Below are 21,401 nucleotides of genomic sequence, written 5' to 3'. Positions count from 1 at the left end.
AACCCGATCGGCCCGCGCCGGCCGGGTTTTTTCTTGGACAATCGGCATGCGGTTCGAACAGGTGGCCTAACGCCCCATGTCGGCATGACGCTCCGGATACCCCGTCGCGTGCCGCCCCGATAACAAGCAGGTGCGATCGATCGCACGCCAGGCCACATAAGAACCAGAAAGCATGATTCGAAACAAGCGAACCACGTTCATCGCCGCGACGACGCTCGCGTCCGTGCTTGCACTCTCCAGTTGCGCCCATCGCCCCAAGCCGCCGCGCGATCCGGCGAGCCACGCCGCGCGCCGCCCGGCAGTCGACGCGGCTGCGGCCAACCCCGACCGCGCCAGGCTGGTGTTCACGACGAGCGGCATGCCGATGGTCGTGTCGTACTCCATCAGCTCGGCGATACCGGCATGCGAGGGCTTCGAGCGTGTCGGCAACGTGTTCGACAGCGGACGTGCCGTGTTGCTGCCGTGGATCGCACGCATGACCGAAAAGACCCACAAGGCACTCATGCGCGCCGAAATTTCGCGCGAGCGATATGTGGAGCCCGGCGTGACGCTGCAAGTGCAGGGCGGCTCAGGCGTAACGGACGAACCCAACCCGCGCGACTGGTCCTGCGGCCCGATCGTGACGGCGTTCACCCCGGAAAAAGGGCGAACGTATTCGGTCAACTTCGACTTCCAGGGCACTGCGAGCTGCTCGCAACGGGTGACCGACATCACGGATCCCGCCCATCCCGTGCGGGTCGGACGGGGGCTTCAATGCAAGATCCCGCCATCGCGCATCGCGCTTGCCGGCGAGCAAAGGAATTTCCTGAAAACCGATCACGAACAGCGGCTCGCCGACGCGCTGCGGAATGCCGCTGCCGCCACATCGGCGGAAGACAAGGCGAACGCATTGCAACAGCAGGCGGCGGCGCTCGATTCGCTCGGCAGGTCCAACGAGGCGTTGACGGCGATCGATCAGGCCCTGCAGCTCGCCGGCCCTTCGGCGGACACGTCGATGACCGTGACCCGCGCGAAGATCCTGTTTTCGCTGAACAACCCGCAGGCCGCGCTCGATGCGCTCGCGCCGGGCATCGAGAATGCCCGCCGTTTCGCGAGCGGCAAGCCGGAACTCGAGCGACCGGTCGCGTTGAGCATCTTCTCGGAAGGATTCGTCACGGCCACGTTCGCGCATGCGCAGCTCGGACACTGGAAAGACGCCATCGGCACGCTGGCGGATGCCCATTCCCCGCTGGAAGGGCCGAGTTTCTATGCATATCGAAGCCTGGTCTACCGCTACCTGATGGCGCGCGCGCACGATCCGTTGCTGGCAAACGCGAGGCTCGAACGGGACGCGACGTACTATGCGACGCACGACAAGAGCCACTACGGTGCGCTGCTTCGCATGTGGCAAGGCGATGACACGATCCACGAGCTTTCCGCCGATATCGTCCGGATGGTCGGTACGGAAGCGCAGGAAGCCGACAGCGAAGTGCTCTTCTACCGGGGCGCGTACATGAAGTTCGTGAAGGGCGACGCCGCGATGGGGCGCGCAATGCTGCAGCAACTGGACAGTCTCGCGCCATATGGCAGCATCGAGTGGATCTCCGGCAAGCGCGTGCTGAACTGATGCGCGGATGATCGCGCCGGGCCCGCTCCCGCCTTGGCAAGGGCGGGGGCCGGGGCCCACCCGTATGATCGCCGCCCGATCGCTCAACCGATCCGCAGCGCCCCCGCGCGCCCGAACGCATGCCGCGCCTGGATCAGCGTCGTGCGCGCCGCGCGCGCATCGCCCGCGACCTGCAGCAGCGGGCCGAGCTGGGAAGGTTGCTTGAGGAGTTCGCGCAGGATCGGCAGGATCGCGGTGCTGCCGTCGTCGCGCAGCCCGGCCGTCGCCGCGCGCGGCAGCGTGCGCCACGCCGGATCGACGATCGCGCGGCACACCGCGAACGGCACGCCGCGCGCCGCTGCGAAGGCCGCCGCGATGTGCGACTCCATGTCGACGGCCAGCGCGCCCTTCGTGCGATACAGCGACGCCTTGTCCGCTTCGCTGACGACCGGCGCGCCGACGGCCGCCATCGTGCCGCGCGTCACGCGCGACCACACCGGCGTGTCGTGCAGCGCGGCGACGAGCCGCGTGCTCCAGCCCGCATCCGTCTGCACGCGGCCGAACGGCCCGTCGATCGCGTCGGCGATCACCAGTGCGCCGGGCGCGAGATCGGGCGCGAGCCCGCCCGCGGTGCCGAAGCTGACGATCCCCGCGCAGCCGCGCGCGGTCGCTTCGGTCAGCGCGCGCTCGAGACGATCGGCGCGCGCGGCGAACACCGCCTCGACGCCGTCGCCGCGCGCGATGCGCGCCTCGAACGCCATCCCCGTCACCGCGATGACGGGCAGCGTGCCGTTGTGCTTCGATGCCGTCACGCGTTACATCCCGACCGTCACGCGCGTCGCGTTGTCGCGCTTCAGGTTGCGGTAGCGCGCGAGCGCCCACAGCGGGAAGAACTTGCGATAGCCGTGGTAGCGCAGGTAGAACACGCGCGGGAAGCCGGTCGCCGTGAAGCGCGCCTCGTCCCACAGGCCATGTTCCTGCTGCTCGGCGATCAGGTAGTCGATGCCGCGCGCGACCGCCGGGTTGTTCACCTCGCCGGCCGCCATCAGGCCGAGCAGCGCCCAGGCCGTCTGCGACGCGGTGCTCGGCGCCTGCTCGTAGCCGCGATAGTCGAGCTTGTAGCTGTCGCCGTCCTCGCCCCAGCCGCCGTCCTTGTTCTGCACCGACAGCAGCCATTGCGCGCCGCGCTTCATGCGCGGATCCTCCGGCCCGAGGCCCGCCGCGTTCAGCGAGCACAGCGCCGTCCACGTGCCGTACACGAAGTTCATCCCCCAGCGGCCATACCAGCTGCCGTCCGGCTCCTGCTCCTTCAGCATGTAGTCGAGCGAGCGGCGCGCGGCTTCGCTGTTCGCGGCCGTCTCGCCGAGCTGCGACAGCATCGACAGGCAGCGGCCCGACACGTCCGCCGTCGGCGGATCGAGCAGCGCGCCGTGATCGGAGAACGGAATGTTGTTCAGGTAGTACTGCGTGTTTTCCGGTTCGAACGCGCCCCAGCCGCCGTCGCTGCTCTGCATGCCGACGACCCATTCGCGCGCGCGCGCGATCGAATCGCGATACATGTCCGAATGCCGCAGCTTCTCGACGCGATCCATCGCCATCACGACCACGGCCGTATCGTCGACGTCGGGGTAGTGGGGGTTCGCGTACTGGAATGCCCAGCCGCCCGGCCGCACGTTCGGGCGGCGCGAGATCCAGTCGCCGCGCACGTCGAGGATCTGCAGCGGACGCAGCCATTCGAGGCCGCGCACCACGGCGTCCTCCGCGCGCGGGTCGCCCGTCTCGAGCAGCGCATGCGACGCGAGCGACGTATCCCACACCGGCGACAGGCACGGCTGGCAGTACGCTTCGTCGTCATGCACGACGAGCAGCTTCTCGACCGACTCGCGCGCGATCGCGCGGTTCGGGTGATCTTCCGCGTAGCCGAGCGCGTCGTACATCATCACCGCGTTGGCCATTGCCGGATAGATCGCGCCGAGGCCGTCCTCGCCGTTCAGGCGCTCGTCGACGAATGCGACCGCCTGCCGGATCGCGCGTTCGCGCGTATAGCTCGGGAACAGCCCGTCGACCGCGCGCAGCGCGTGATCGACGACGCGGAAGAACGCGAACCAGCCCGCGCTCTGGTGCCCCTGGCGCGGCAGCAGGCCGGCGTTCACCGGCGGGTCGATGAACAGCTCGTCGATGCGCACGCCGCGCGGGTTCTTCGCGATCGGCCGCTTCGCGTTCAGCACGAGCAGCGGCACGATCACCGTGCGCGCCCAGTACGACACCTTCGACAGGTGGAACGGAAACCACTGCGGCAGCAGCATGATCTCGACCGGCATCATCGGCACCGCGCGCCACGGAATCGCGCCGTACAGCGCGAGCTGGATGCGCGTGAACACGTTCGACATCTCGGCGCCGCCCATCGCGTGGATCGCGCGGCGCGCACGCTGCATGTGCTCGGCGTTCTCGTCGTCGCCGATCACCTTCAGCGCGAAGTACGCCTTCACGCTCGCGCTGATGTTCGGCGCGCCGTCGGTGAACAGCGGCCAGCCGCCGTCCGGCTGCTGGATGCGGCGCAGGTAGCGGCCGATCTTCTGTTCGAGCTCGAGGTTCGGCGTCTCGCCGAGGTAATGGACGAGCAGGATGTACTCGGCCGGAATCGTCGAATCCGCTTCGAGTTCGTAGACCCAGTGCCCGTCGGGCTGCTGCGCGGCGAGCAACGCGTCGGTCGCGCGCTGCACGGCGGTATCGAGTTCGGCCGGCACCGTGCCGGCGGACAGGGTTGGCATATCGGTGAGATCGTTCATCGGTCCCTCTCTTATTGTGTCTGGAGCACGTCCGCGGCCTTCTGGCCGGAGCGGATCGCGCCCTCGATCGTGGCGGGCAGGCCGGTGGCAATCCAGTCGCCCGCCAGCACGAGATTGGTCCAGCGCGTACGCGCGGCCGGACGTTTCATTTCCTGCGGCGGCACCGCCGCAAAGCCCGCGCGCGGCTCGACGACGAGCTGCCACGCAGGCATGGCTTCCGCGTGCGCGCTGGTCACGCGCGCGACGTCCTGCCAGATGGTTCGCGCGAGCGTCTCGCGCGGCATGTCGAGCCAGCGATGCGCATCGTGGATCGTCGCCGCGAGCTGGCCTTCGGCGGCTCGCACCGCATCGACGGCGCCGTTGACGACTGTCGTATACGCGGGGCCGCCCGCCGGCGCGTCGGCCGCGAAATAGGCGGTGACGGTCGCGCTGTATGCATCCGGCGCGCTCAGGTCGGGCACGAGCGGCTGCGCGACGTCGGGCGGCACCGCCAGCACGAGCGCGTCGCCCGGCGCGAGATCGACCCGCTCGCCGTCGATCACCAGCGCGTCGACCGCATGGCCGTTCGCGCCGAACTCGAGCGCGTCGAGCCGCGAGCGCAGGCGGATCGTCGCGCCGCCGTGCTGCAGCATCCGCAGCGCCGGCTCGACGAACGCGCTGCCGAGCCCGTGGCGCGCGCCGAGCGGGCGGCATGCGGGCCCGCCCGCGGCGAACGTGTCGCACATAAGCGCACGCGCGAGCTCAGCGGTGGCATGACGCGGCTCGACGTTCAGCGCGCCGAGCAGATACGGCCGCAGCCAACGATCCCACAGCACGCCGTCGCAGCGCATCGTCTGTGCGAGCGAGCGGCCCGTGCGCGCACCCATTAGCGGCGCGAGCGACAGATAGTCCAGCGGCGTCGTGCCCGGCGCCCGCGACGCGGCGTCGAACAGCCACGACGGCCAGCGGCCGCTGCCGAAGCGCAGCGTCCAGCGCTGCTGCGACGCGAGGTCGACCACGGGGAATTCCGGCAGCGCCGGCCCCGCGAGCTGGTCGGTCGCGCCGATCGCCCGCAGATAGCGCTGCGTCGCCGCCTGTCCCGCGAACACCCGATGCAGCCCGCTGTCGACCGTCGCGTTCAGCGTACCGTCGAACCACGAGCGGCAGCGCCCGCCCGCCTGCGCGTGCGCATCGTGCAGCACGATGCGGCGCCCGCGACGTTGCAGCTCGACGGCGGCCGACAGCCCCGCGAGTCCTGCCCCGATCACGTGGACGGTTCTGGGCATCGGGCTCAGAACAGCGCGTAGCGCGCGGCGATCATCAGCATGCGCGCCTTCGGCTTGCGGATCGGCGCGCGCGGCGCGGCGAAGCCGCGTGCGACCGCCGCCTCGAGAATGCAGCGATAGGCGCCGGACATGATGCGCGGCGCCTTCACCTGCGCACGCGGGCACGTGTCCATCACCGCGTCCGCCTGGCGGAAATGCTCGAGCGCGCGCTCGACGAGCGTCGCGCACACGCGCGGCAGCGCCGCTTCGCGCGCGATCGTCGCCGGGTCGGTGATCGCGATGCCCTCGCGCGCGAGCAGTTCGCGCGGCAGGTAGCAGCGGTGGATCGCCGCGTCGTCGTCGATGTCGCGCAGGATGTTGGTCAGCTGCAGCGCGCGGCCGAGATGGTGCGACAGCGCGATCCCCTCGGCTTCCGGCATCCCGAAAATCCTCACCGACAGGCGGCCGGCCGCGCTCGCGACGCGGTCGCAGTACAGGTCGAGCGTCGGCTCGTCGGGCGCGCAGATGTCTTCGGCGGCATCCATCGCCATGCCGTCGATCATCGCGTGGAAATCGGCGCGCTGCAGGTTGAACGCGTGGATCTCGCGCGTGAGCGCGACGAGATGGCGCGGCGGCTTGCCGGCAAAGCACGCGTCGATGTCCGCGCGCCAGCGCGCGAGGCCCGCGGCGCGCTCGGCGCGCGGCAGGTCGCTGTCGGCGATGTCGTCGACCGCGCGGCAGAACGCGTACACCTGGAACATCGCGTCGCGTTGCGTCGCCGGCAGGATGCGCATCGCAAGATAAAAGGAACTGCCCGATGTGACGGCAGCGGCGTCGGTTTCTTGTTCGTCCACGACGGGATTGGAAACGGCCAAGACGAGCTCCACGGAGACGCCCACGCGGGGCGATTGAAGAAGCCATGCCCGGCTGGGATGGTAAGGGCGTCAAATGCGTGCGAGATGTGCGAACGTTCGACGCAGACAGGCACAAATTACCGGCCGGAAGCCGGAATTGGGCGAAAGTATAGCAATCTTTGAAGGTCGATGGCTGCGCATGGCCGCATCGCGTGGCCCCGCGCCCATGCGCGCGCCGGTGGGCCGCGAAGGCCCGCCGCGCATGGGCCGCGCGCCGCTAGCCGTAGACGATGTCGCGCTGCAGATCGAGCGCGATGAGCCCCATTTCGCGCGTCAGCTGGAGCATCGCGCGTCGCTCCAGGCGCGAGCCCATGAAGCTCGTCACGCGGCCGTCCGGCTCCGCGGTGAACTGGAACACCGCGCCGCCCGAGCCGAACCACGCGCCCGGCACGTCGTCGGATTCGTGCCAGTCGATCTGCGCGAACACGCGCGCGATGCCGGCGCGCACCGCGTCGCCCGCGCCGATCGGCGGCGCGACGTCGCCCAGGTCGTCGAGGGAATAGGGGCCGGGCTTGTCCGGTTTCCGGTAGAAGAGATAGTCGACGTTCATGGGGCGCGATCGGATCAAAGTGCAAAGTTAGCGCGATCTGCTGCGAATTTAAATCAGATCGGGACGAATTGTGGCCTGCGCGACACATCGGGGGACACATGGCTCCCGGCTGCGTCAGCTTGCGGCCGGCCACCGCCGCTTGGGCCCGCGCCCGTTCGTCTAAGATGACGCTTTATCCCAATAACGCATACCGACCTCATGGAGACGACCGTGACCGCCGCGTCCCCCGCATCCCCGCAGTCCGCCCACCCCGTATTCGTGCTCGTGCACGGCGCATGGCACGGCGCGTGGTGCTTCGAGCACGTGATGACCGCGCTGGCCGAGCGCGGCCACCTCGCGATCGCGCGCGACCTGCCCGCGCACGGGATCCACGCCCGCTTTCCCGCGTCGTACTTCAAGCGTCCGCTCGACCGGGAGGCGTTCGGCACCGAGCCGTCGCCGGTCGCGAACACGACGCTCGACGACTATGCGTCGCAGGTGATGCAGGCGATCGACGACGCGTATGCGCTCGGCCACGGCAAGGTCGTGCTGGTCGGGCACAGCATGGGCGGCATCGCGATCACGGCGGCCGCCGAGCGGATGCCCGAGAAGATCGCGAAGGTCGTCTACCTGGCGGCGTTCATGCCCGCGTCGGGCGTGCCGGGCCTCGACTACGTGCGCGCGCCGGAAAACCAGGGCGAGATGCTCGGCAAGCTGATGCTCGCGAGCCCGCGCGCCGCGGGCGCGCTGCGCATCGATCCGCGCAGCGACGACGACGCGTATCGCGAGACGGCAAGGCGCGCGCTGTGCGACGACGTCCCGCAGGCGGAATACGAGGCGATCGCGAACCTGATGAGCTGCGACGTGCCGGCCGCGCCGTTCGCGACGGCCGTGCCGACGACCCCCGCAGGCTGGGGCGCGATCGACCGCCACTACATCAAATGCCTGCAGGACCACGTGATCCTGCCCGCGCTGCAGCAGCGCTTCATCGACGAAGCCGACGCGTTCACGCCGGACAACCCGACGCACGTGCATCAGCTCGACAGCAGCCACTCGCCGTTCGTGTCGCAGCCGGCGGTGCTGGCCGGCGTGCTGGCGGACATCGCGAAGAGCTGAGGCCCGCGCTACGCGTACGCGACCGACCGGTCGCGGCCGAGCCGCTTCGCGCGATACAGCGCGGCGTCGGCCTCGTTGACGAGCACCTCGCAGGTCTGCGCGCCCGCATGCGCGCTCGCGCCGCCGACACTCGCCGTGACCGGCACGCGCACGCCCTCCGCGTCGACCGGCGCGCCGCCGATCGCGCAGCGCACCTTCTCCGCGACGAGCATCGCTTCGGCGAGATCGGTGCACGGCAGCAGCAGCGCGAACTCCTCGCCGCCGAAACGGCAGAACGTGTCCTGCGCGCGCACGATGCCCGCGACGCGCTGCGCCATCTCGCGCAGCACCGCGTCGCCCACCGCGTGGCCGAACCGGTCGTTGATCGTCTTGAAGTGGTCGAGATCGAACAGCAGCACCGACAGGTCGCCGCCGTAGCGCTGCCAGCGCGCGAATTCGTCGCGCAGCCGCGACTCGAAGAAGCGCCGGTTCGCGATGCCGGTGAGGCCATCGCAGTTCGCGTGCTCGCGCAGCTTCGCGACGGCTTCCTCGCGTTCGCGCTGCATCACGCTCACGTGCGTGACGTCCGAGATCGTCACGCACACGGCCTCGACCTCGCGCCCGCGCGTGAGCGGCATGAACGTGCAGTCCTGCTGCATGAAGTCGACGCCGCCGGTGATCGGCCGGTCGTGCTCGAAGCGGAACAGGTAGGGCCGCTGCTCCCATGAGCTGAACGCGAAGCTGCCGAGCTGAAACACGCTCTCGAGCTTGCGCGCGAGCCACGCGCGCGGCAGGTCCGGAAAGCAGTCGAACAGGTTGCGGCCGATCACGTCGTCGGCGGGGACGCCGCTGTGGTCCTGCATGAAGCGGTTCCACATCAGCACGTTCATCGCGCGGTCGAGCACGAACAGGCCGAAGCCGACCCGTTCGATCACGAGGTCGCTCAGCGAAGCGGGGCGGGCAGTCATAGTGCGGACAGCAACGCGTCGAGCGCGTCGCCCATCAAACGAATCGAGTCTTCGGCCATCAGCATCACGAAATGGGCGCGGAAGCCGTCGTCCTCGAGGCCGAAATTCACTTCCAGCAGCAGCGCGACGCTCCACGCGAGCACCGTGGGCTGGAACACGTCGTCGAACGACACGTTCGCCCCCAGCAGCCCCGGCGGAAAGAACACCGGCGTGCGGCCGAGCTCGTCGAGGATCGATGCGACGCATGCGCCCATCAGCACGTTCGCGACGTCGAACACGAGTTCGTCCTGGCTCGACGTGTCGCCGCGCGCGCCGGCAGTATCGTCGTCATCGTGTGCGCGGGCGCCCGGCGCACCGTCGCCGAAGGTGTGATCGACGAGCGACGCGAGCCGGGTGACGCTCGACGTGCGGCAAAGCACGAGCGCCTCGCCCTTGATGTCGGAACGGAAACCCTGGCGCACGGCCGTCACGTTCTCGTGAATGCCCGTCATGTCGCGCAGCGCGTTGCCGGCATCGGCCGCCTGCACGACGCGCACGCGCGGCACCGACAGCTCGATGAAGCGGCCGAGCAGCGACGCGAGCCGTGCAGCGGCACGGCCCATCGCGAGGTTGGCGATTTCCTGCAACGCGTCGCGTTGCTCCGCCGTGAACACCGAGTCAGGCATACAACCCATACTCCTTGAGAATGGGCAGCAACGCCTCCGACGTCACGGGCTTCGCGACGAACGCGATCGCACCCAGCTCGCGCACGCGCTCGCGCGCCTGCGGCTGGATATCAGCGGATACCACGATCACGAACGTGTTCAGATCTTCGTGGCGCAGTGTTTCGAGAACCTGGTAGCCGTTCATGTCCGGCATCGTCAGGTCGAGAAACATCACGGAAGCCTTGCCGTCACGATAGAGCGCAAGTGCCTCGCGGCCGTTCGCCGCATACGCGATGTCGACGTCCCAGTCCCCCGGTAAGGCCTTTGTCAGCAGCTTGCGAGCGAGCAGCGAATCGTCGGCAATCACAATCGGCAAAGGCATGGCGGCGGAGCGGAATACGGAATGGTCTCTCTCGCGTTAACGACCGTGCGCCGCGTTTCTTTAGGCGCCGAGTGAACGGACGCAAGCTTGCGCCGCCGGGCGGCCACGCAGCGCACGCCGCGGCAAACTTGCACGCGACGGGCTGCGCGCCGGCATCGGCGCGCGCGTATCTGTCATGGAAAGCAAGGCGCGATTCTGTGAGTAAAACCGGGGCGGTGCAACTCGTCATTTTTGCTTTTTCAAACAAAATCGATCCGATCGCGCCCCATTCGGAAAACAGCCGCGACCATTTTTGCGATAAGCACGCAAATTTTTTCCTTGTGTACGTTTGCGCTGCCGGATTCGTCGCGTTTTCAATCTGACAACTTCCTTGGTCGGATTCGTCTGGATTATGCGGGTGCGCGGCGCGGAACGCGGATGCAACTCGTTTATGATGGCAGGCACCTCCAGCCTGCGCTTCGCCCTTTCCCATCCATGACGTCCGACCGGCCTGCCGATTCCCGCGACCCCGCATCCGCCGACGACTGGCAGGACGACGGGACCTACGCGTCCGGCGCGCCCGAGCACGATTTCGCCGTGCGGCGCGTGACGCTGATCGTGCTGCTGATCGCCGCGATCGTGCTGCCGTGCATCTACGTGTCGGTCATGGCGTACAACGACCTGAATGCACGCGAAGCCGCCGCGAGCGACGTGACGATGCGCACCGTGCGCGTGGCGGAGGAACACGCGCTCAAGGTGTTCGACCTCAGCGAGACGCTCGACGCGCGCATCGTCGATCTCGTGCAGGACATGGACGACGCGTCGGTGCGCAAGGACGAATCCGACATCCACGACGCGCTCAACACGATCGGCGGCGGCTACCCGCAGGTCGCGGCCGTGTCGATCTTCGGCGCGAGCGGGATGCTGCTCGCGAACAGCCTCTACTTTCCCGCGCCGTATGCGTCGATCGCGAACCGCGACGACTTCGTCGGCATTCGCGACGGCAAGGTGATCGAACACATCTCGCGCCTGATGATGGGGCCGCTGAAACTCGAGAACATCCCCGTGTTCAACACGGGGGTCGCGCGTCGCCACAGCGACGGCTCGTTCGCCGGGATGGTGTCGATCGCGCTGAAGTCGTCGTATTTCAATGCGTTCTACCGCGACCTGCTCGGCGGCGCGAAGACGCCGATGACGATGTCGCTCACGCGCACCGACGGCGCCGTGCTCGCGTCGTACCCGCCGCTGCCGGCCGCCGCGCAGGGCGATCACCCGCTTCCGCTGACCGGCGAGCGCAGCGGGCGCACGGGCCTCGCGCGCGTGGGCCACGGCGCGGGCAGCGAGATCGTCGCGTACCGGCAGGTGGGCAGCTATCCGGTCTACGTATCGTGCGCCTACCGCACGTCGGCGATCTGGCGTGAATGGTACGAACACCTGAGCGTGCTGTTCGCGTCGATGTTCGTGCCGTCGTTCGCGCTGTGGTGCGTGATCTGGCTGTCGCTCAAGCGGCTGAAGGCGGAAGAGCAGGCATGGGACCGCTGGCAGGCGGAAGCGTCGATGCGGCGCTCGATCGAATCGGCCTACCGCCAGTCGCGCAAGATGCAGGCGCTCGGCAACCTCGTCGGCAGCGTCGCGCACGACTTCAACAACCTGCTGATGATCATCTCGAGCAACGTGCAGATCGCGCGGCACCGCGGCGTGCAGCACCTCGACACCGAACTCGGCGCGATCGAGCGGGCGCTGAAGAACGGGCAGTCGCTGACGCGCCAGCTGCTCGGCGTCGCGCGCAAGCAGCCGCTGCACAGCGAGACGATCGACGTCGGGCAATGGCTCGGCACCTGCCGCGAACTGATGAAGACGTCGCTCGGCTCGAAGTCGTCGCTGATCGCGGCGGTCGAGCCCGGCGTGTGGCCGATTCGCGTGGACACCGCGGAGCTCGAACTCGCGGTCATCAACCTCGCGGTCAACGCGCGCGACGCGATGCCGACCGGCGGCCGCTTCACGGTCGGCGTGCGCAACGTGACGCTGCGCCGCGAGGACGGCTTTCCGCTGATCGGCGATTTCGTGCAGATCTCGCTCGACGACACCGGCTCGGGGATGGCGCCCGAGGTGCTCGCGCGCGCGTTCGAGCCGCTGTTCACGACGAAGGCGCAGGGGATGGGCACGGGGCTCGGGCTGCCGCAGGTGTTCGCGTTCTGCGAGCGCTCGGGCGGCCTCGCGACGATCGACAGCGCCGTGGGCGCCGGCACGTCGGTGCGGCTCTATCTGCCGCGGGCGAGCGCGCAGGACCTGGTCGTCGCGCGTGCGCCGGCCCCGGTCGCGCCGGCGCACGGCGCCCGGCCGCTGGCTGGCCTGCACGTGTTGCTCGTCGAGGACAACAGCGAAGTCGCCGCGGGCACGGAAGCGCTGATCACGCTGCTGGGGCACCGCGTGACCTACGCGGCGACCGCCGACGACGCGCTGCGGCTCATCGAAGGCGCGCCGGCGGGAGACGGCTTCGATCTCGTGATTTCGGACATTCACATGCCCGGCCAGATGAACGGCATCGATCTCGCCGAGACGCTCGGGCGGCGGCCGGACAAACTGCCCGTCATCCTGGTGACGGGTTATGCGGAGGAGCTCGACCGCACGCGCGGGGTCAACGTGCGCGTGCTGTCGAAGCCGTTCGATATCGCGCTGCTCGACGAGATCCTGCTGGGCATTCGCGACGCGCGGGATGCACGCGATGTGCGGCACGCGCCGTGAGCGAATGCCGCTGCGGCCGGCGATATCGTCGGGTTCAGGCCGCCTTGTTCAGGCGCACCCACGCGGCGTAACGATCGACGAACCCTTGCAGGAACTTGCGCGTGTCTTCGTTGACGATCTTGCCGTCGTCGTCGATGCGGGTCGGGTCGTGCTTGATGAACATTTCCGGCTGGCCGAGCGTCGCGACGTCGAGATACGCGAGCACGTTGCGCAGATGCTGCTGCGACAGCGCCGTGCCGGTCGCGCCCGGCGACGTGCCGAGCACCGCGCCCGGCTTGCCCGCCCACGAATTGGCGCCCCACGGGCGCGAGCCCCAGTCGAGCGCGTTTTTCAGCACGCCCGGAATCGACCGGTTGTATTCCGGCGTGACGAACAGCAGCGCGTCGGCCGCTTCGATCGACTGCTTGAAACGCTTGGCGACTTCCGGGAAATCCGCGTCGTAATCCTGGGAGTAGAGCGGCAGTTCGCCGATCTCGACGAACTCGAACGAGAGATCGGCCGGCGCAAGCGAAATCACTGCGTGCGCGAGCGCACGGTTCCAGGATCCGCGGCGCAGGCTGCCGACGACGACCGCAACACGATATGCCATGACTGTCTCCTTCCGATGGGTGGGGAATCGATACGATTGCTTCGGGACAGGCAGCAAAGGTCTGTTTATAGGCAGGCCAGCCCGTGAACCGTCCCACGGGGCCATCCGGCCGACTTTCCACAAGGTTTTCCACAGAAATTGTGGATAACTTTGCCGGAATGCCCCGCCGTTACACATGCCCGGTCGCGCGATGGCGGGTGCGCGACGCGAGCCTGTCGGCAAGCATAGCGCAGCGCATGGCCGCGTTCGTGAAAATCGTGGCAGAACGTGCGTTGCGGGCCGGCGCCCCGCCCAGTAAGCTGCTGGCACCGTGGCTCGCGCGACCGGCAGCGAGTGCGGCGCCTACCGGAGAGATGCCTGACGATGCCGCCTGTGTATGACGATCCCGCGTATCTTGCGCAGTTGCGGCACGACCTGCTGCGTTTCGCGCGCCTGCAGCTGCGCGACGCCGATGCGGCCGAGGACGCGGTGCAGGAAGCGCTGACGGCCGCCTGGACGCACGCGTCGGAGTTCGCCGGTTTGTCCGCGCACAAGACCTGGGTGTTCGGCATCCTGCGCAACAAGCTGATCGACGTGCTGCGCGCGCGGCAGCGGATGGTGAGCCTGTCCGCGCTCGACGCCGAACTCGACGGCGAATCCGTGCTCGACCGTGAACTCTTCAAGGAAAACGGCCACTGGGCCGCGCACGCGAAACCGCGGCCATGGCCGCGGCCGGAAACGCTGCTGCAGCAGCAGCAATTCTGGATGCTGTTCGAAACCTGCCTGGACCATCTGCCGGAGCAGATCGGGCGCGTGTTCATGATGCGCGAGTTTCTCGATGTCGAGATCGACGACATCTGCACCGAATTGACGTTGACGACGAACCATTGCAGCGTGCTGCTGTACCGCGCGCGTACGCGCCTGCGCACCTGCCTGAGCGAAAAGGGGCTGACGACCGAAGATGCTACCGGGGAAATGTAAGGATGTGACGCGCCTGCTGTCGGATGCGCTCGACCGGCATCTGACGGTGCACGAGCGTGTGCAGGTGCGCGTGCATCTGCCGACCTGCAGCGGCTGCAGGCAGTACCGCGAACAGATTGCGTTGCTGCGGGCGGCGGCAAAGGCCGCGGGCGGGCGGGGGGATGGCGGGTGATGACAGGCCGAAGTGCGGGTGCGGCCGATCGGGTCGCACCTCCGCCGCACATCGATCATCCGGCGCAATAATAAAAATACGCGGAATTCGGCTTATTCGAACAACCCACGCACCGCTTCCGGCGGGCGGCCGATCGCGGCCTTGTTCTTGTATACGACGATGGGGCGCTGCAGCAGGATCGGATGAGCGGCAATCGCCTCGTAGGCTTGCGCGTCGGTCAAATCCTCGCGGGCCAGGCCGAGGGTCTTGTACGGCTCTTCGTTGTCGCGAAGCATGTCACGCACCGGGCGCGCGAGCTGGCGATGCAGCGCCTCCAGTTCCCGAACCGTCGGCGGCGTCTTCAGGTATTCGACGATATTCACGGGCGCGCCGCTCGGATTCAGCGACTCGATAAGCGTCAGCGTCTCGCGAGACTTCGAGCATCGGGGGTTGTGGTAGATCGTGATCATCGTTCCGGCCTGCGTAGTTGGGTCTCGTATTGTAGCCAGTCCGGGCGGGGGATTGAGCCGGCATGAGGGCAGGGTCGAGGTTGTTGCGATTGCTCGTGAAGGCAGCGTGTGGTTGGGCTGGCTTCGTCGCCGGATAGGCTCTGCAATGAAGCTCGTCGGCTACTCGTGACGCTCGCTGCGCAGTTCGGTTTATGCGCATAAATTCGCATCAGAGTCGAGAGCGTCTGAGTCAATGAATCGATCATCCGGGGCGAGTGCCTCCGGCGGAAGGGCGCTCGTCGACGTCACCTCACGGTGCTGCGCAGTAGCCTGAAGGACTGGCACGCTGCAATTGACGTACCGACAACAAGCAGGTTTATGCGCATAAATCGCGTGAGCGTTGGCGTACTCAATGGGGTGCATTGGGTGCTCAGGTTTCAGTAGCGGCAGGCGCTTCGCGTCGGCCCTTGGTGGCTGCGCCCGCGGCTCGAACGGTTGACGCCACGCGACCGAAGCGTCGCGCCCCACGTTCATTCACGCGCCTTTGTGTCGGCAGATTGGCGGCGTGACAGGCGCCCGTGCCCGGTAGTGGAGTGTGCTTCGGGCATCGGCACCTCTTGCGGCATCGTCGCCGACGCCACGCTCCACGCTCCACGCTCCACGCTCCACGCTCCACGCTCCACGCTCCACGCTCCACGCTCCACGCTCCACGCTCCACGCTCCACGCTTCGCGCTTCGCGCTTCGCGCTGAACCGCTGGCAGTTTATGCGCATAAGGCCTGTCCTCATGAGTGCCGTATCGGCCGACCGAACGTAATCGCATCTGGCTGGGTACGCGCATCGGCTACTGATGTGGGCCCCGAATCGTGAGGTGAATGATCATCTCGCGCGACCGCAGCATCGAACATCCGGTGGTTTATGCGCATAAGCCCCATCGCGCCGCGCATGCCATTACCTCTGCACGCGGACCATGCGCCGGCAAGCCTGCCGCTCTGCAGGACCTCCTGCGAATTGCCGCCACGTCTCCGGCGCGCGATCGCCAATGCATCGACCGGTTTATGCGCATAAACACCTCGAGGCTGGGCACTTCATCGCACCGTAGATCTTTCGCCACCGCCAACGAAGCGCATCGCCTGATCACGAGCAAGCCGACTCCTTGCACCGGCCATGCGGACACGTACCGAACTCTTGCAAGCATCGTCGTGCGCGTGCTCGGCCCGTCATGCGCCATCGACCGTTGCGAGCCGATTCCTTGTACCGGTCATGCGCATACGGATCACACCGAACTCTTGCAATCGTTGCCGCGTGCTCGCTCGGCTCGCGCACCATCGACCGTCACCACACTCCCGTTTATGCGCATAAACCGCCCGTCCAAACGGCCAACGCGTAGTTGACGAACAACAATTTCATTGAAATATAAATATCGTCCGGTAGAATTCCAACGACCAAAAACAGGAGTGAAAATTGGCCGCGGAAATCATTGCAGTCACTCAACAAAAAGGCGGCGTCGGCAAGAGCACGATCGCCATGCACCTTGGCGCTGCATTTCACGAAAAAGGGAAGCGCGTCCTCGTCGTCGACGCCGACGGTCAAAACACACTGATCCACTGGTCCAGCGCCTCGGGCGACAGCGAAACCGGCATCCCCTTCCCGGTCGTGAACCTCGCCGAAGCGGGTGGCCAGATCCACCGCGAGATCAAGAAGTTCATCAACGACTACGACGTGATCGTCGTGGACTGCCCGCCGTCGATCACCGAGAAAGTGTCCGGCGTCGTCCTGCTGGCCGCATCGATCGCGGTCATTCCAACGTCGTCGTCGCCCGCCGATTACTGGTCGAGCGTCGGGCTGGTCAAGCTGATCCAGCAAGCGCAGGTCATGAACGAAGATCTTCGCGCCGTATTCCTGCTGAACAAGACCGAAGAAAAGCGCATGCTGACCCGCGAGCTGAAGCGGGCCCTCGAAGAGCTCGGCTTCCCGCTGCTCAAGACGCAAATTCCGACGCGGGAAGCGTACAAGCAGGCGATGGCGCTCGGTCAAACCGTCCTGCAGATGAACGATCGCGGCGCGAAGCTCGCCGCCGCGGAAATACGCGCATGCGCCGACGAGATCGTCGCGATGCTGCCCTGACTTTATGCGCACAAAGGACTCGCATGAAACCTTCCCAATTCGCCAAAGGATTCCAAGCGCGACCGGATATGACGACGAGTGAAAAGCGCACGGCCCTCGATCGGCTGAACGCGATCGACGGCCTCGTCAAATCGGAAACGCCTGCACCCGCCACCGCCAAACCCGCGAAGAAAGACACCGTCGCCTCGCCGGCGCCGGACTTCACGCTCGACCCGTCGACCGACGAGTCGCCGCACTATCGTGCGTGGCGCCTCGAGAATCGCTATGCGCCCGGCCAGGTGATCGAGCTGTCGCTGAAGACCATCAAGCACAGCCCGTTCAACCCGCGGCACTTCTATCTGAAGTCGTCGATTGCCGAACTCGCGGTCAACCTTGCGAAGCAAGGCCAGCAGCAGGCGATTCACGTGATCCCCGACTATGACAATCCGGGCACGTATTTCGTCAGCGACGGCGGCCGCCGCGTGCGCGCACTGAAGGAGGCGAACAAGGAGACGGTGAAGGCGATCGTGATCGATCTGCCGATCGGCATCCAGAGCTACAAGCTCGGCTACGACCTCAACGTCCAGCGCGATTCACAGACCGTGTTCGACAACGCCGTCGTGTGGCGACGCTTCCTCGACGACAAGCACTTCCAGAGTCAAAAGGAACTGGCCGAACATCTCGGCCTCGACGAATCGACGATCGCGGTCGCACTGTCGATCGGCAAGCTGCCGGAATCGATCATGCAGGAAATGGTCGCGCGCCCCGATCGCTTCGGTTCGAACATGGCCTATCAGGTCGGGCGCTATCACAGCGCACGCGGCACGGATGCGACGCTGCGGCTGATCAACAAGATCGTCTCGGACGACCTGAGCACGCGCCAGGTGTCCGACATCGTGAAAGGCCGGGCCGCGGCCCAGGAATCCCCGAAGCCCGCCAGCCGCCAGCGCTATGCGCAACGGCTCGAGATCAAGCTCGGCGGCACGTCGGTCGGCGATCTGAAGTCCTATGGGGACGACCGCATCGAGCTGCGTTTGCGCGGGCTGCCGAAGGAAAAGCGTGACGCGATCCTCGAGCAACTCGAGCGGATGCTGCTGTCGGATCAAGCGTGATGAGCAGTGGGCGCTCGGCGATGCCGGCGCCCCCGCAGCAGGACAGGCGGCTCAGGCCGCCCGGGATTGATTCAGCGTAAAGGCGAGCAAGTCGCCGTCGGTCGGCTCGCCCCAGGTCTTCTGGGCCAGCCAGTCGAAGAAGGCCGTCTCGGCCAGCTTGGAATCGAGGCCGCGTTTGCGCCAATCGTCGCGCATGTGCGAGCCCATCGTCGGCAGTGCCTCCGATTCGAACGATTCGCGCGCCACTTCGCGCTCCGCGTCGCCCTGCTCGTCGTACAGCGCCTTCGCTTCCTTGCGCCGATACGCCGCGTATTCGCTCAGCAGACGCGCCTTCAGATCGTCCGGCTGGGCCGCTGGCGCCTTGCCCGACGTCGCACTGCCAGGCAGCGCCTCGACGGCTTCCACCGGCGGCGCATAGCCCTTCTTCAGCGCATCCTTGAACAATGCCGCGGCGCTTCGCACCGGCGGCAGCGTCGTGCTGCGCATCCGCTGCTCCGTCATCTGCAGCGCAGCGCGAATGCGGTTCTCTTCGCTGTCCGCGTACAGCGTCTGCGCTTCCTTCAACGGAATGCCGATCTTCACCATCCGGTCGACCAGCGTGCTGTCGAACACGTTCGGGTGCTCGTCGAGCGCCAGCATCGGCTGCTTGCGCTCGGTCACGCGGAACTGGATCTCCGCGACCCGCCGCCCCTCGCGATGCTCGATCAGCTCAACGAAGATATTGGTGACCGCGTTGACTTCCGCGATCGCGGGGCGCAGGTAGTCGCGTTTGAAGTACTTGTATTCGCGTTTCGCCTCGTCGCCGGCTTCGGTGTCCGGCGTGCCCGACAGGATGGGCCGCCACCATTCCCACGGCTCACGCATCGTCAGGTGGCTCGGGTTCGTCAGGTAACGCACGCAGATCTCGTACAGCGCGAGGCCCGCGCTGCTGCGCAGCTGGCTCTGGAACTGCAGGCTGAGGCGAGCGTACTGGACCGGGTCCAGCAGCTTCTTCTTGATCTTCGGCGCGAACGAGAATTCGACCCACACGCGGCGCGTGGCCGGATCTTCGAGAATTTCCGCGTCCGCGATCAACGTCGAGATCCCCCACTTGCGGCCGGGCTTCTGGCTCGACGTGCCCGTGCTCCATTCGACCTGCACCGACACCATGCGGCGCAGGTGTTCCTTCACGAGCGCGGTGTCGTTCGAATCGAATGCGGAGTTGGCGACGATGTCCGACAACAGCGCGCGATAGGTATCGCCCGAGTCGTCGGCCTGCTGCGCGACGGCCAGCAGGACGTTGAACAGCTTGCGGGTCAGGAGGGTGATCTTGCCGCTTTTCGGCTGAATGGCGATCGCCTCGACGGCCTTTCGCAATTCGGCTGAACTGGCACTCACCACATCCACATCGGTTTTCTTGGCGCGCTTCGTGGCCATGCGTCGGGTCGGAGGAGAAGTTTTCCGGAAGGATAGCGCCTGCGGTGAAGTGCGTCCAGAACGACATGCTCACCATAGCCGGTGAAGCGGGCTCACGAAATGGCGCTCACCCCAACCCGCTCCCGCAAAGGCTCACCGGTCCAGAATCGCCGTGCAGCGGACTCACCTTTACGCGCCGCGGGAGACGCGGATTCACAGTTTTTTGCCTGTGCATACTCCGGGCGCCAAGCCTTCCCGTATCGGCTCACCTGTGATCCTGTCGCAAATTTACGACTGGGATTCTGTGACCGCTGCACAGTGCCTCGATCCCATGCGCAACCGGCCTGTATGCATGTACAGGCGCGGGCGGCCGAGGAATTTGCATCAGGCTCGGCATCCGGAAAGACGCGGTAACCCAAGGCTCGCACAGCCCGTTTCCGCGCCACCGGCACGTGTTTCAGCAGCGTCGGGGGCACGTGTCGACAGCCGGGGCGCGCATTGTACAGTGCGCCATTGACGTACGCTCCCGAAAAATCTCACCTTCGCGCTGTGCGATTCCAACGATCGGACATCGACGGATCCCCGACGCGCGCGGGATCCGCCCGTTTGCACCTCCTGTAAACCCTCACCTTATCGACAGAAGCGCCGCGAAAACAAACGGAGAAGGCGCTCCCGAAAAGCCTCACCGTAACCTCCGCGGTTTCAAAAATCCCAATGTCCTCCGATACTTAAGCGCGAAATGCGAATGCACCGGCCTGTGGCGCACTCCCCGAAAAACCTCACCTTTCGCGTGCAGGCATTCGTACGACAATCGCGTGTCAGGTCCTGAAAAACCTCACCTGTGCCGAAAAAAGGCTTGCACAGACAGTCTCACCATCCAGTATTGGCGGGCTTTTCAGCCGAAGTGGATACCCACTCCCCCCCGTAAAACCTCACCTGTGACCATTTTGCGGGCAAATTATGTTCCCGAAAACGCTCACCTGTGGCGGCACAGCCCGCTTGTCCGGCAGGTCCCGAAAAGCCTCACCTGAAGCTGTTCGAGCCAGGATTGCCGCCATTTCGCTCCCGAAAAGCCTCACCTTTTGGGGTCCACAGGGCTGGAAACGCCCTTTTGTGGTGCAAAATCCCTTCTGTGTCCCGGAAATCCTCACATCAAATCGGCCTGGAGTCCCGTGGAATCTCACCTTTCACCAAAACTGCCTAAAAGAAGGGCAGAATCGACGGCAAATAGCGGTCCCGAAAAGCTTCACCTATGTCTGCACAGGCAGAAAACTGTGCATTCAGGCACAGCGGGCGTTCCGCGGCTGTGAGGCCCCGAAAACCCTCACCTTTGGAAAATCGACCTATTCACTGTGATCCCGAATCCGCTCACGACCTTTCCCGCAAGGGCTCACGCAGCTCCCCGAACCCCATCACGTCGGCTCCCGCAGAAGGTCACCTTGGTTCCTGTAAAGCTTCACCTTGTCGGCCGGAAACCCTTGGTACATAAGGCTGTGCCGTGGCGTTAACGTTTTTAACTAAGGGTTCAAGGGTGTTTACTTCTATTACTCTCAATACGTCCCGGGCGGAGTTTTCCACAGACACCCCTACCCCAACACCGATCTTCTCCTCGACACAGATCGGACACCGATCGCCATGTGAAACAACCCCTGTTTTTTGTGACCTGCTTGAAAACATCGCTGGAACAATCACTTAGCTCGGTTTCTTAGCTTTGTTTCACGGAATCGGTGACCTGCTTCAGCTATGAAGGACCACAGCACGACTTT

20 protein-coding genes are annotated in these 21,401 nt (G+C 66.2%); 8 read left to right on the top strand and 12 right to left on the bottom strand.

Going from position 1 to position 21,401, the window contains the following annotated elements:
* Positions 1–66 precede the first annotated feature (66 nt).
* Entirely contained in the window at positions 67–360 is a 294-nt protein-coding gene (locus ABFO07_RS29155; RefSeq protein ID WP_124518490.1) for a hypothetical protein, read from the bottom strand.
* Between ABFO07_RS29155 and ABFO07_RS29150 the strand changes: the two genes are divergently transcribed.
* The gene (locus ABFO07_RS29150) at positions 359–1,606 is read left to right on the top strand and encodes a hypothetical protein (RefSeq protein ID WP_155713750.1); all 1,248 of its coding nucleotides are present in this window, start codon (positions 359–361) and stop codon (positions 1,604–1,606) included. The genes ABFO07_RS29155 and ABFO07_RS29150 overlap by 2 nt on opposite strands.
* An 83-nt stretch (positions 1,607–1,689) precedes the next feature.
* Here the strand turns inward: ABFO07_RS29150 and ABFO07_RS29145 are convergent, their stop codons facing one another.
* The 5 genes from ABFO07_RS29145 to ABFO07_RS29125 all read right to left on the bottom strand — a co-directional run bounded on the left by ABFO07_RS29145 (position 1,690) and on the right by ABFO07_RS29125 (position 7,082).
* Positions 1,690–2,346 (bottom strand): phosphorylase, encoded by a 657-nt coding sequence (locus ABFO07_RS29145; RefSeq protein WP_059810811.1) that lies wholly within the window; start codon positions 2,344–2,346, stop codon positions 1,690–1,692.
* Positions 2,347–2,400: 54 nt separating this feature from the next.
* Positions 2,401–4,374, bottom strand: a complete 1,974-nt coding sequence (gene shc, locus ABFO07_RS29140; RefSeq protein ID WP_059879105.1) for a squalene--hopene cyclase — start codon at positions 4,372–4,374, stop codon at positions 2,401–2,403.
* An 11-nt stretch (positions 4,375–4,385) separates the two neighbouring features.
* Positions 4,386–5,639 carry a hydroxysqualene dehydroxylase HpnE gene (gene hpnE, locus ABFO07_RS29135; RefSeq protein WP_060018346.1) on the bottom strand — a complete coding sequence of 418 codons (1,254 nt, stop codon included), beginning with the start codon at positions 5,637–5,639 and terminating at the stop codon, positions 4,386–4,388.
* Between the two features lie 5 nt (positions 5,640–5,644).
* A complete protein-coding gene (gene hpnD, locus ABFO07_RS29130; RefSeq protein ID WP_059889391.1) occupies positions 5,645–6,493 on the bottom strand; it encodes a presqualene diphosphate synthase HpnD in 849 nt (282 codons plus the stop codon).
* Positions 6,494–6,749: 256 nt separating this feature from the next.
* Positions 6,750–7,082, bottom strand: coding sequence for a hypothetical protein (locus tag ABFO07_RS29125; protein ID WP_059565004.1), 333 nt, complete (start codon positions 7,080–7,082; stop codon positions 6,750–6,752).
* Positions 7,083–7,280: 198 nt separating this feature from the next.
* On the opposite strand from ABFO07_RS29125, the gene ABFO07_RS29120 reads away from it, so the two are divergent.
* Entirely contained in the window at positions 7,281–8,177 is an 897-nt protein-coding gene (locus ABFO07_RS29120) for an alpha/beta fold hydrolase (protein WP_059565150.1), read from the top strand.
* Between the two features lie 8 nt (positions 8,178–8,185).
* On the opposite strand, the gene ABFO07_RS29115 is transcribed toward ABFO07_RS29120, so the two are convergent.
* From ABFO07_RS29115 to ABFO07_RS29105, 3 genes are read right to left on the bottom strand one after another with little or no spacing between them, the layout of a single operon-like run.
* Positions 8,186–9,124 carry a sensor domain-containing diguanylate cyclase gene (locus ABFO07_RS29115; RefSeq protein ID WP_059565003.1) on the bottom strand — a complete coding sequence of 313 codons (939 nt, stop codon included), beginning with the start codon at positions 9,122–9,124 and terminating at the stop codon, positions 8,186–8,188.
* Positions 9,121–9,789 (bottom strand): chemotaxis protein CheC, encoded by a 669-nt coding sequence (locus ABFO07_RS29110; protein ID WP_059810784.1) that lies wholly within the window; start codon positions 9,787–9,789, stop codon positions 9,121–9,123. The genes ABFO07_RS29115 and ABFO07_RS29110 overlap by 4 nt, the downstream gene beginning before the upstream one ends.
* Positions 9,782–10,150: a response regulator gene (locus tag ABFO07_RS29105; RefSeq protein ID WP_026044369.1), complete on the bottom strand. Its 369-nt coding sequence runs from the start codon at positions 10,148–10,150 to the stop codon at positions 9,782–9,784. Before ABFO07_RS29105 ends, ABFO07_RS29110 begins: the two co-directional genes overlap by 8 nt.
* A gap of 71 nt (positions 10,151–10,221) precedes the next feature.
* On the opposite strand from ABFO07_RS29105, the gene ABFO07_RS29100 reads away from it, so the two are divergent.
* The gene (locus tag ABFO07_RS29100) at positions 10,222–10,512 is read left to right on the top strand and encodes a hypothetical protein (RefSeq protein WP_347469133.1); all 291 of its coding nucleotides are present in this window, start codon (positions 10,222–10,224) and stop codon (positions 10,510–10,512) included.
* Positions 10,513–10,624: 112 nt separating this feature from the next.
* Positions 10,625–12,874 carry a hybrid sensor histidine kinase/response regulator gene (locus ABFO07_RS29095; RefSeq protein ID WP_347469132.1) on the top strand — a complete coding sequence of 750 codons (2,250 nt, stop codon included), beginning with the start codon at positions 10,625–10,627 and terminating at the stop codon, positions 12,872–12,874.
* Positions 12,875–12,908: 34 nt separating this feature from the next.
* On the opposite strand, the gene ABFO07_RS29090 is transcribed toward ABFO07_RS29095, so the two are convergent.
* Positions 12,909–13,463, bottom strand: coding sequence for an NADPH-dependent FMN reductase (locus ABFO07_RS29090; RefSeq protein ID WP_059810782.1), 555 nt, complete (start codon positions 13,461–13,463; stop codon positions 12,909–12,911).
* Between the two features lie 363 nt (positions 13,464–13,826).
* On the opposite strand from ABFO07_RS29090, the gene ABFO07_RS29085 reads away from it, so the two are divergent.
* Complete coding sequence (locus tag ABFO07_RS29085) at positions 13,827–14,423, top strand: RNA polymerase factor sigma-70 (RefSeq protein ID WP_059564999.1); 597 nt, start codon at positions 13,827–13,829, stop codon at positions 14,421–14,423.
* Positions 14,404–14,595: a zf-HC2 domain-containing protein gene (locus tag ABFO07_RS29080; protein WP_059907649.1), complete on the top strand. Its 192-nt coding sequence runs from the start codon at positions 14,404–14,406 to the stop codon at positions 14,593–14,595. Before ABFO07_RS29085 ends, ABFO07_RS29080 begins: the two co-directional genes overlap by 20 nt.
* 92 nt (positions 14,596–14,687) lie before the next feature.
* Here ABFO07_RS29080 and arsC read toward each other — a convergent pair whose 3' ends face one another.
* Positions 14,688–15,044 (bottom strand): arsenate reductase (glutaredoxin), encoded by a 357-nt coding sequence (gene arsC / locus ABFO07_RS29075; protein WP_322235331.1) that lies wholly within the window; start codon positions 15,042–15,044, stop codon positions 14,688–14,690.
* A 1,442-nt stretch (positions 15,045–16,486) separates the two neighbouring features.
* Between arsC and parA the strand changes: the two genes are divergently transcribed.
* Both parA and ABFO07_RS29065 read left to right on the top strand, forming a co-directional pair.
* Entirely contained in the window at positions 16,487–17,149 is a 663-nt protein-coding gene (parA, locus tag ABFO07_RS29070) for a ParA family partition ATPase (RefSeq protein WP_059564996.1), read from the top strand.
* A 23-nt stretch (positions 17,150–17,172) separates the two neighbouring features.
* On the top strand, positions 17,173–18,240 hold the full coding sequence (locus tag ABFO07_RS29065; RefSeq protein ID WP_059810779.1) for a ParB/RepB/Spo0J family partition protein: 1,068 nt from the start codon (positions 17,173–17,175) through the stop codon (positions 18,238–18,240).
* A gap of 51 nt (positions 18,241–18,291) precedes the next feature.
* Here the strand turns inward: ABFO07_RS29065 and ABFO07_RS29060 are convergent, their stop codons facing one another.
* Complete coding sequence (locus ABFO07_RS29060; RefSeq protein WP_059564994.1) at positions 18,292–19,656, bottom strand: replication initiation protein; 1,365 nt, start codon at positions 19,654–19,656, stop codon at positions 18,292–18,294.
* Positions 19,657–21,401: the final 1,745 nt, after the last annotated feature.

The sequence above is a fragment of the Burkholderia stagnalis genome (assembly GCF_039848545.1).
Taxonomy (GTDB): domain Bacteria; phylum Pseudomonadota; class Gammaproteobacteria; order Burkholderiales; family Burkholderiaceae; genus Burkholderia; species Burkholderia stagnalis.
This window is presented reverse-complemented; position numbering and strand designations above follow the sequence as displayed.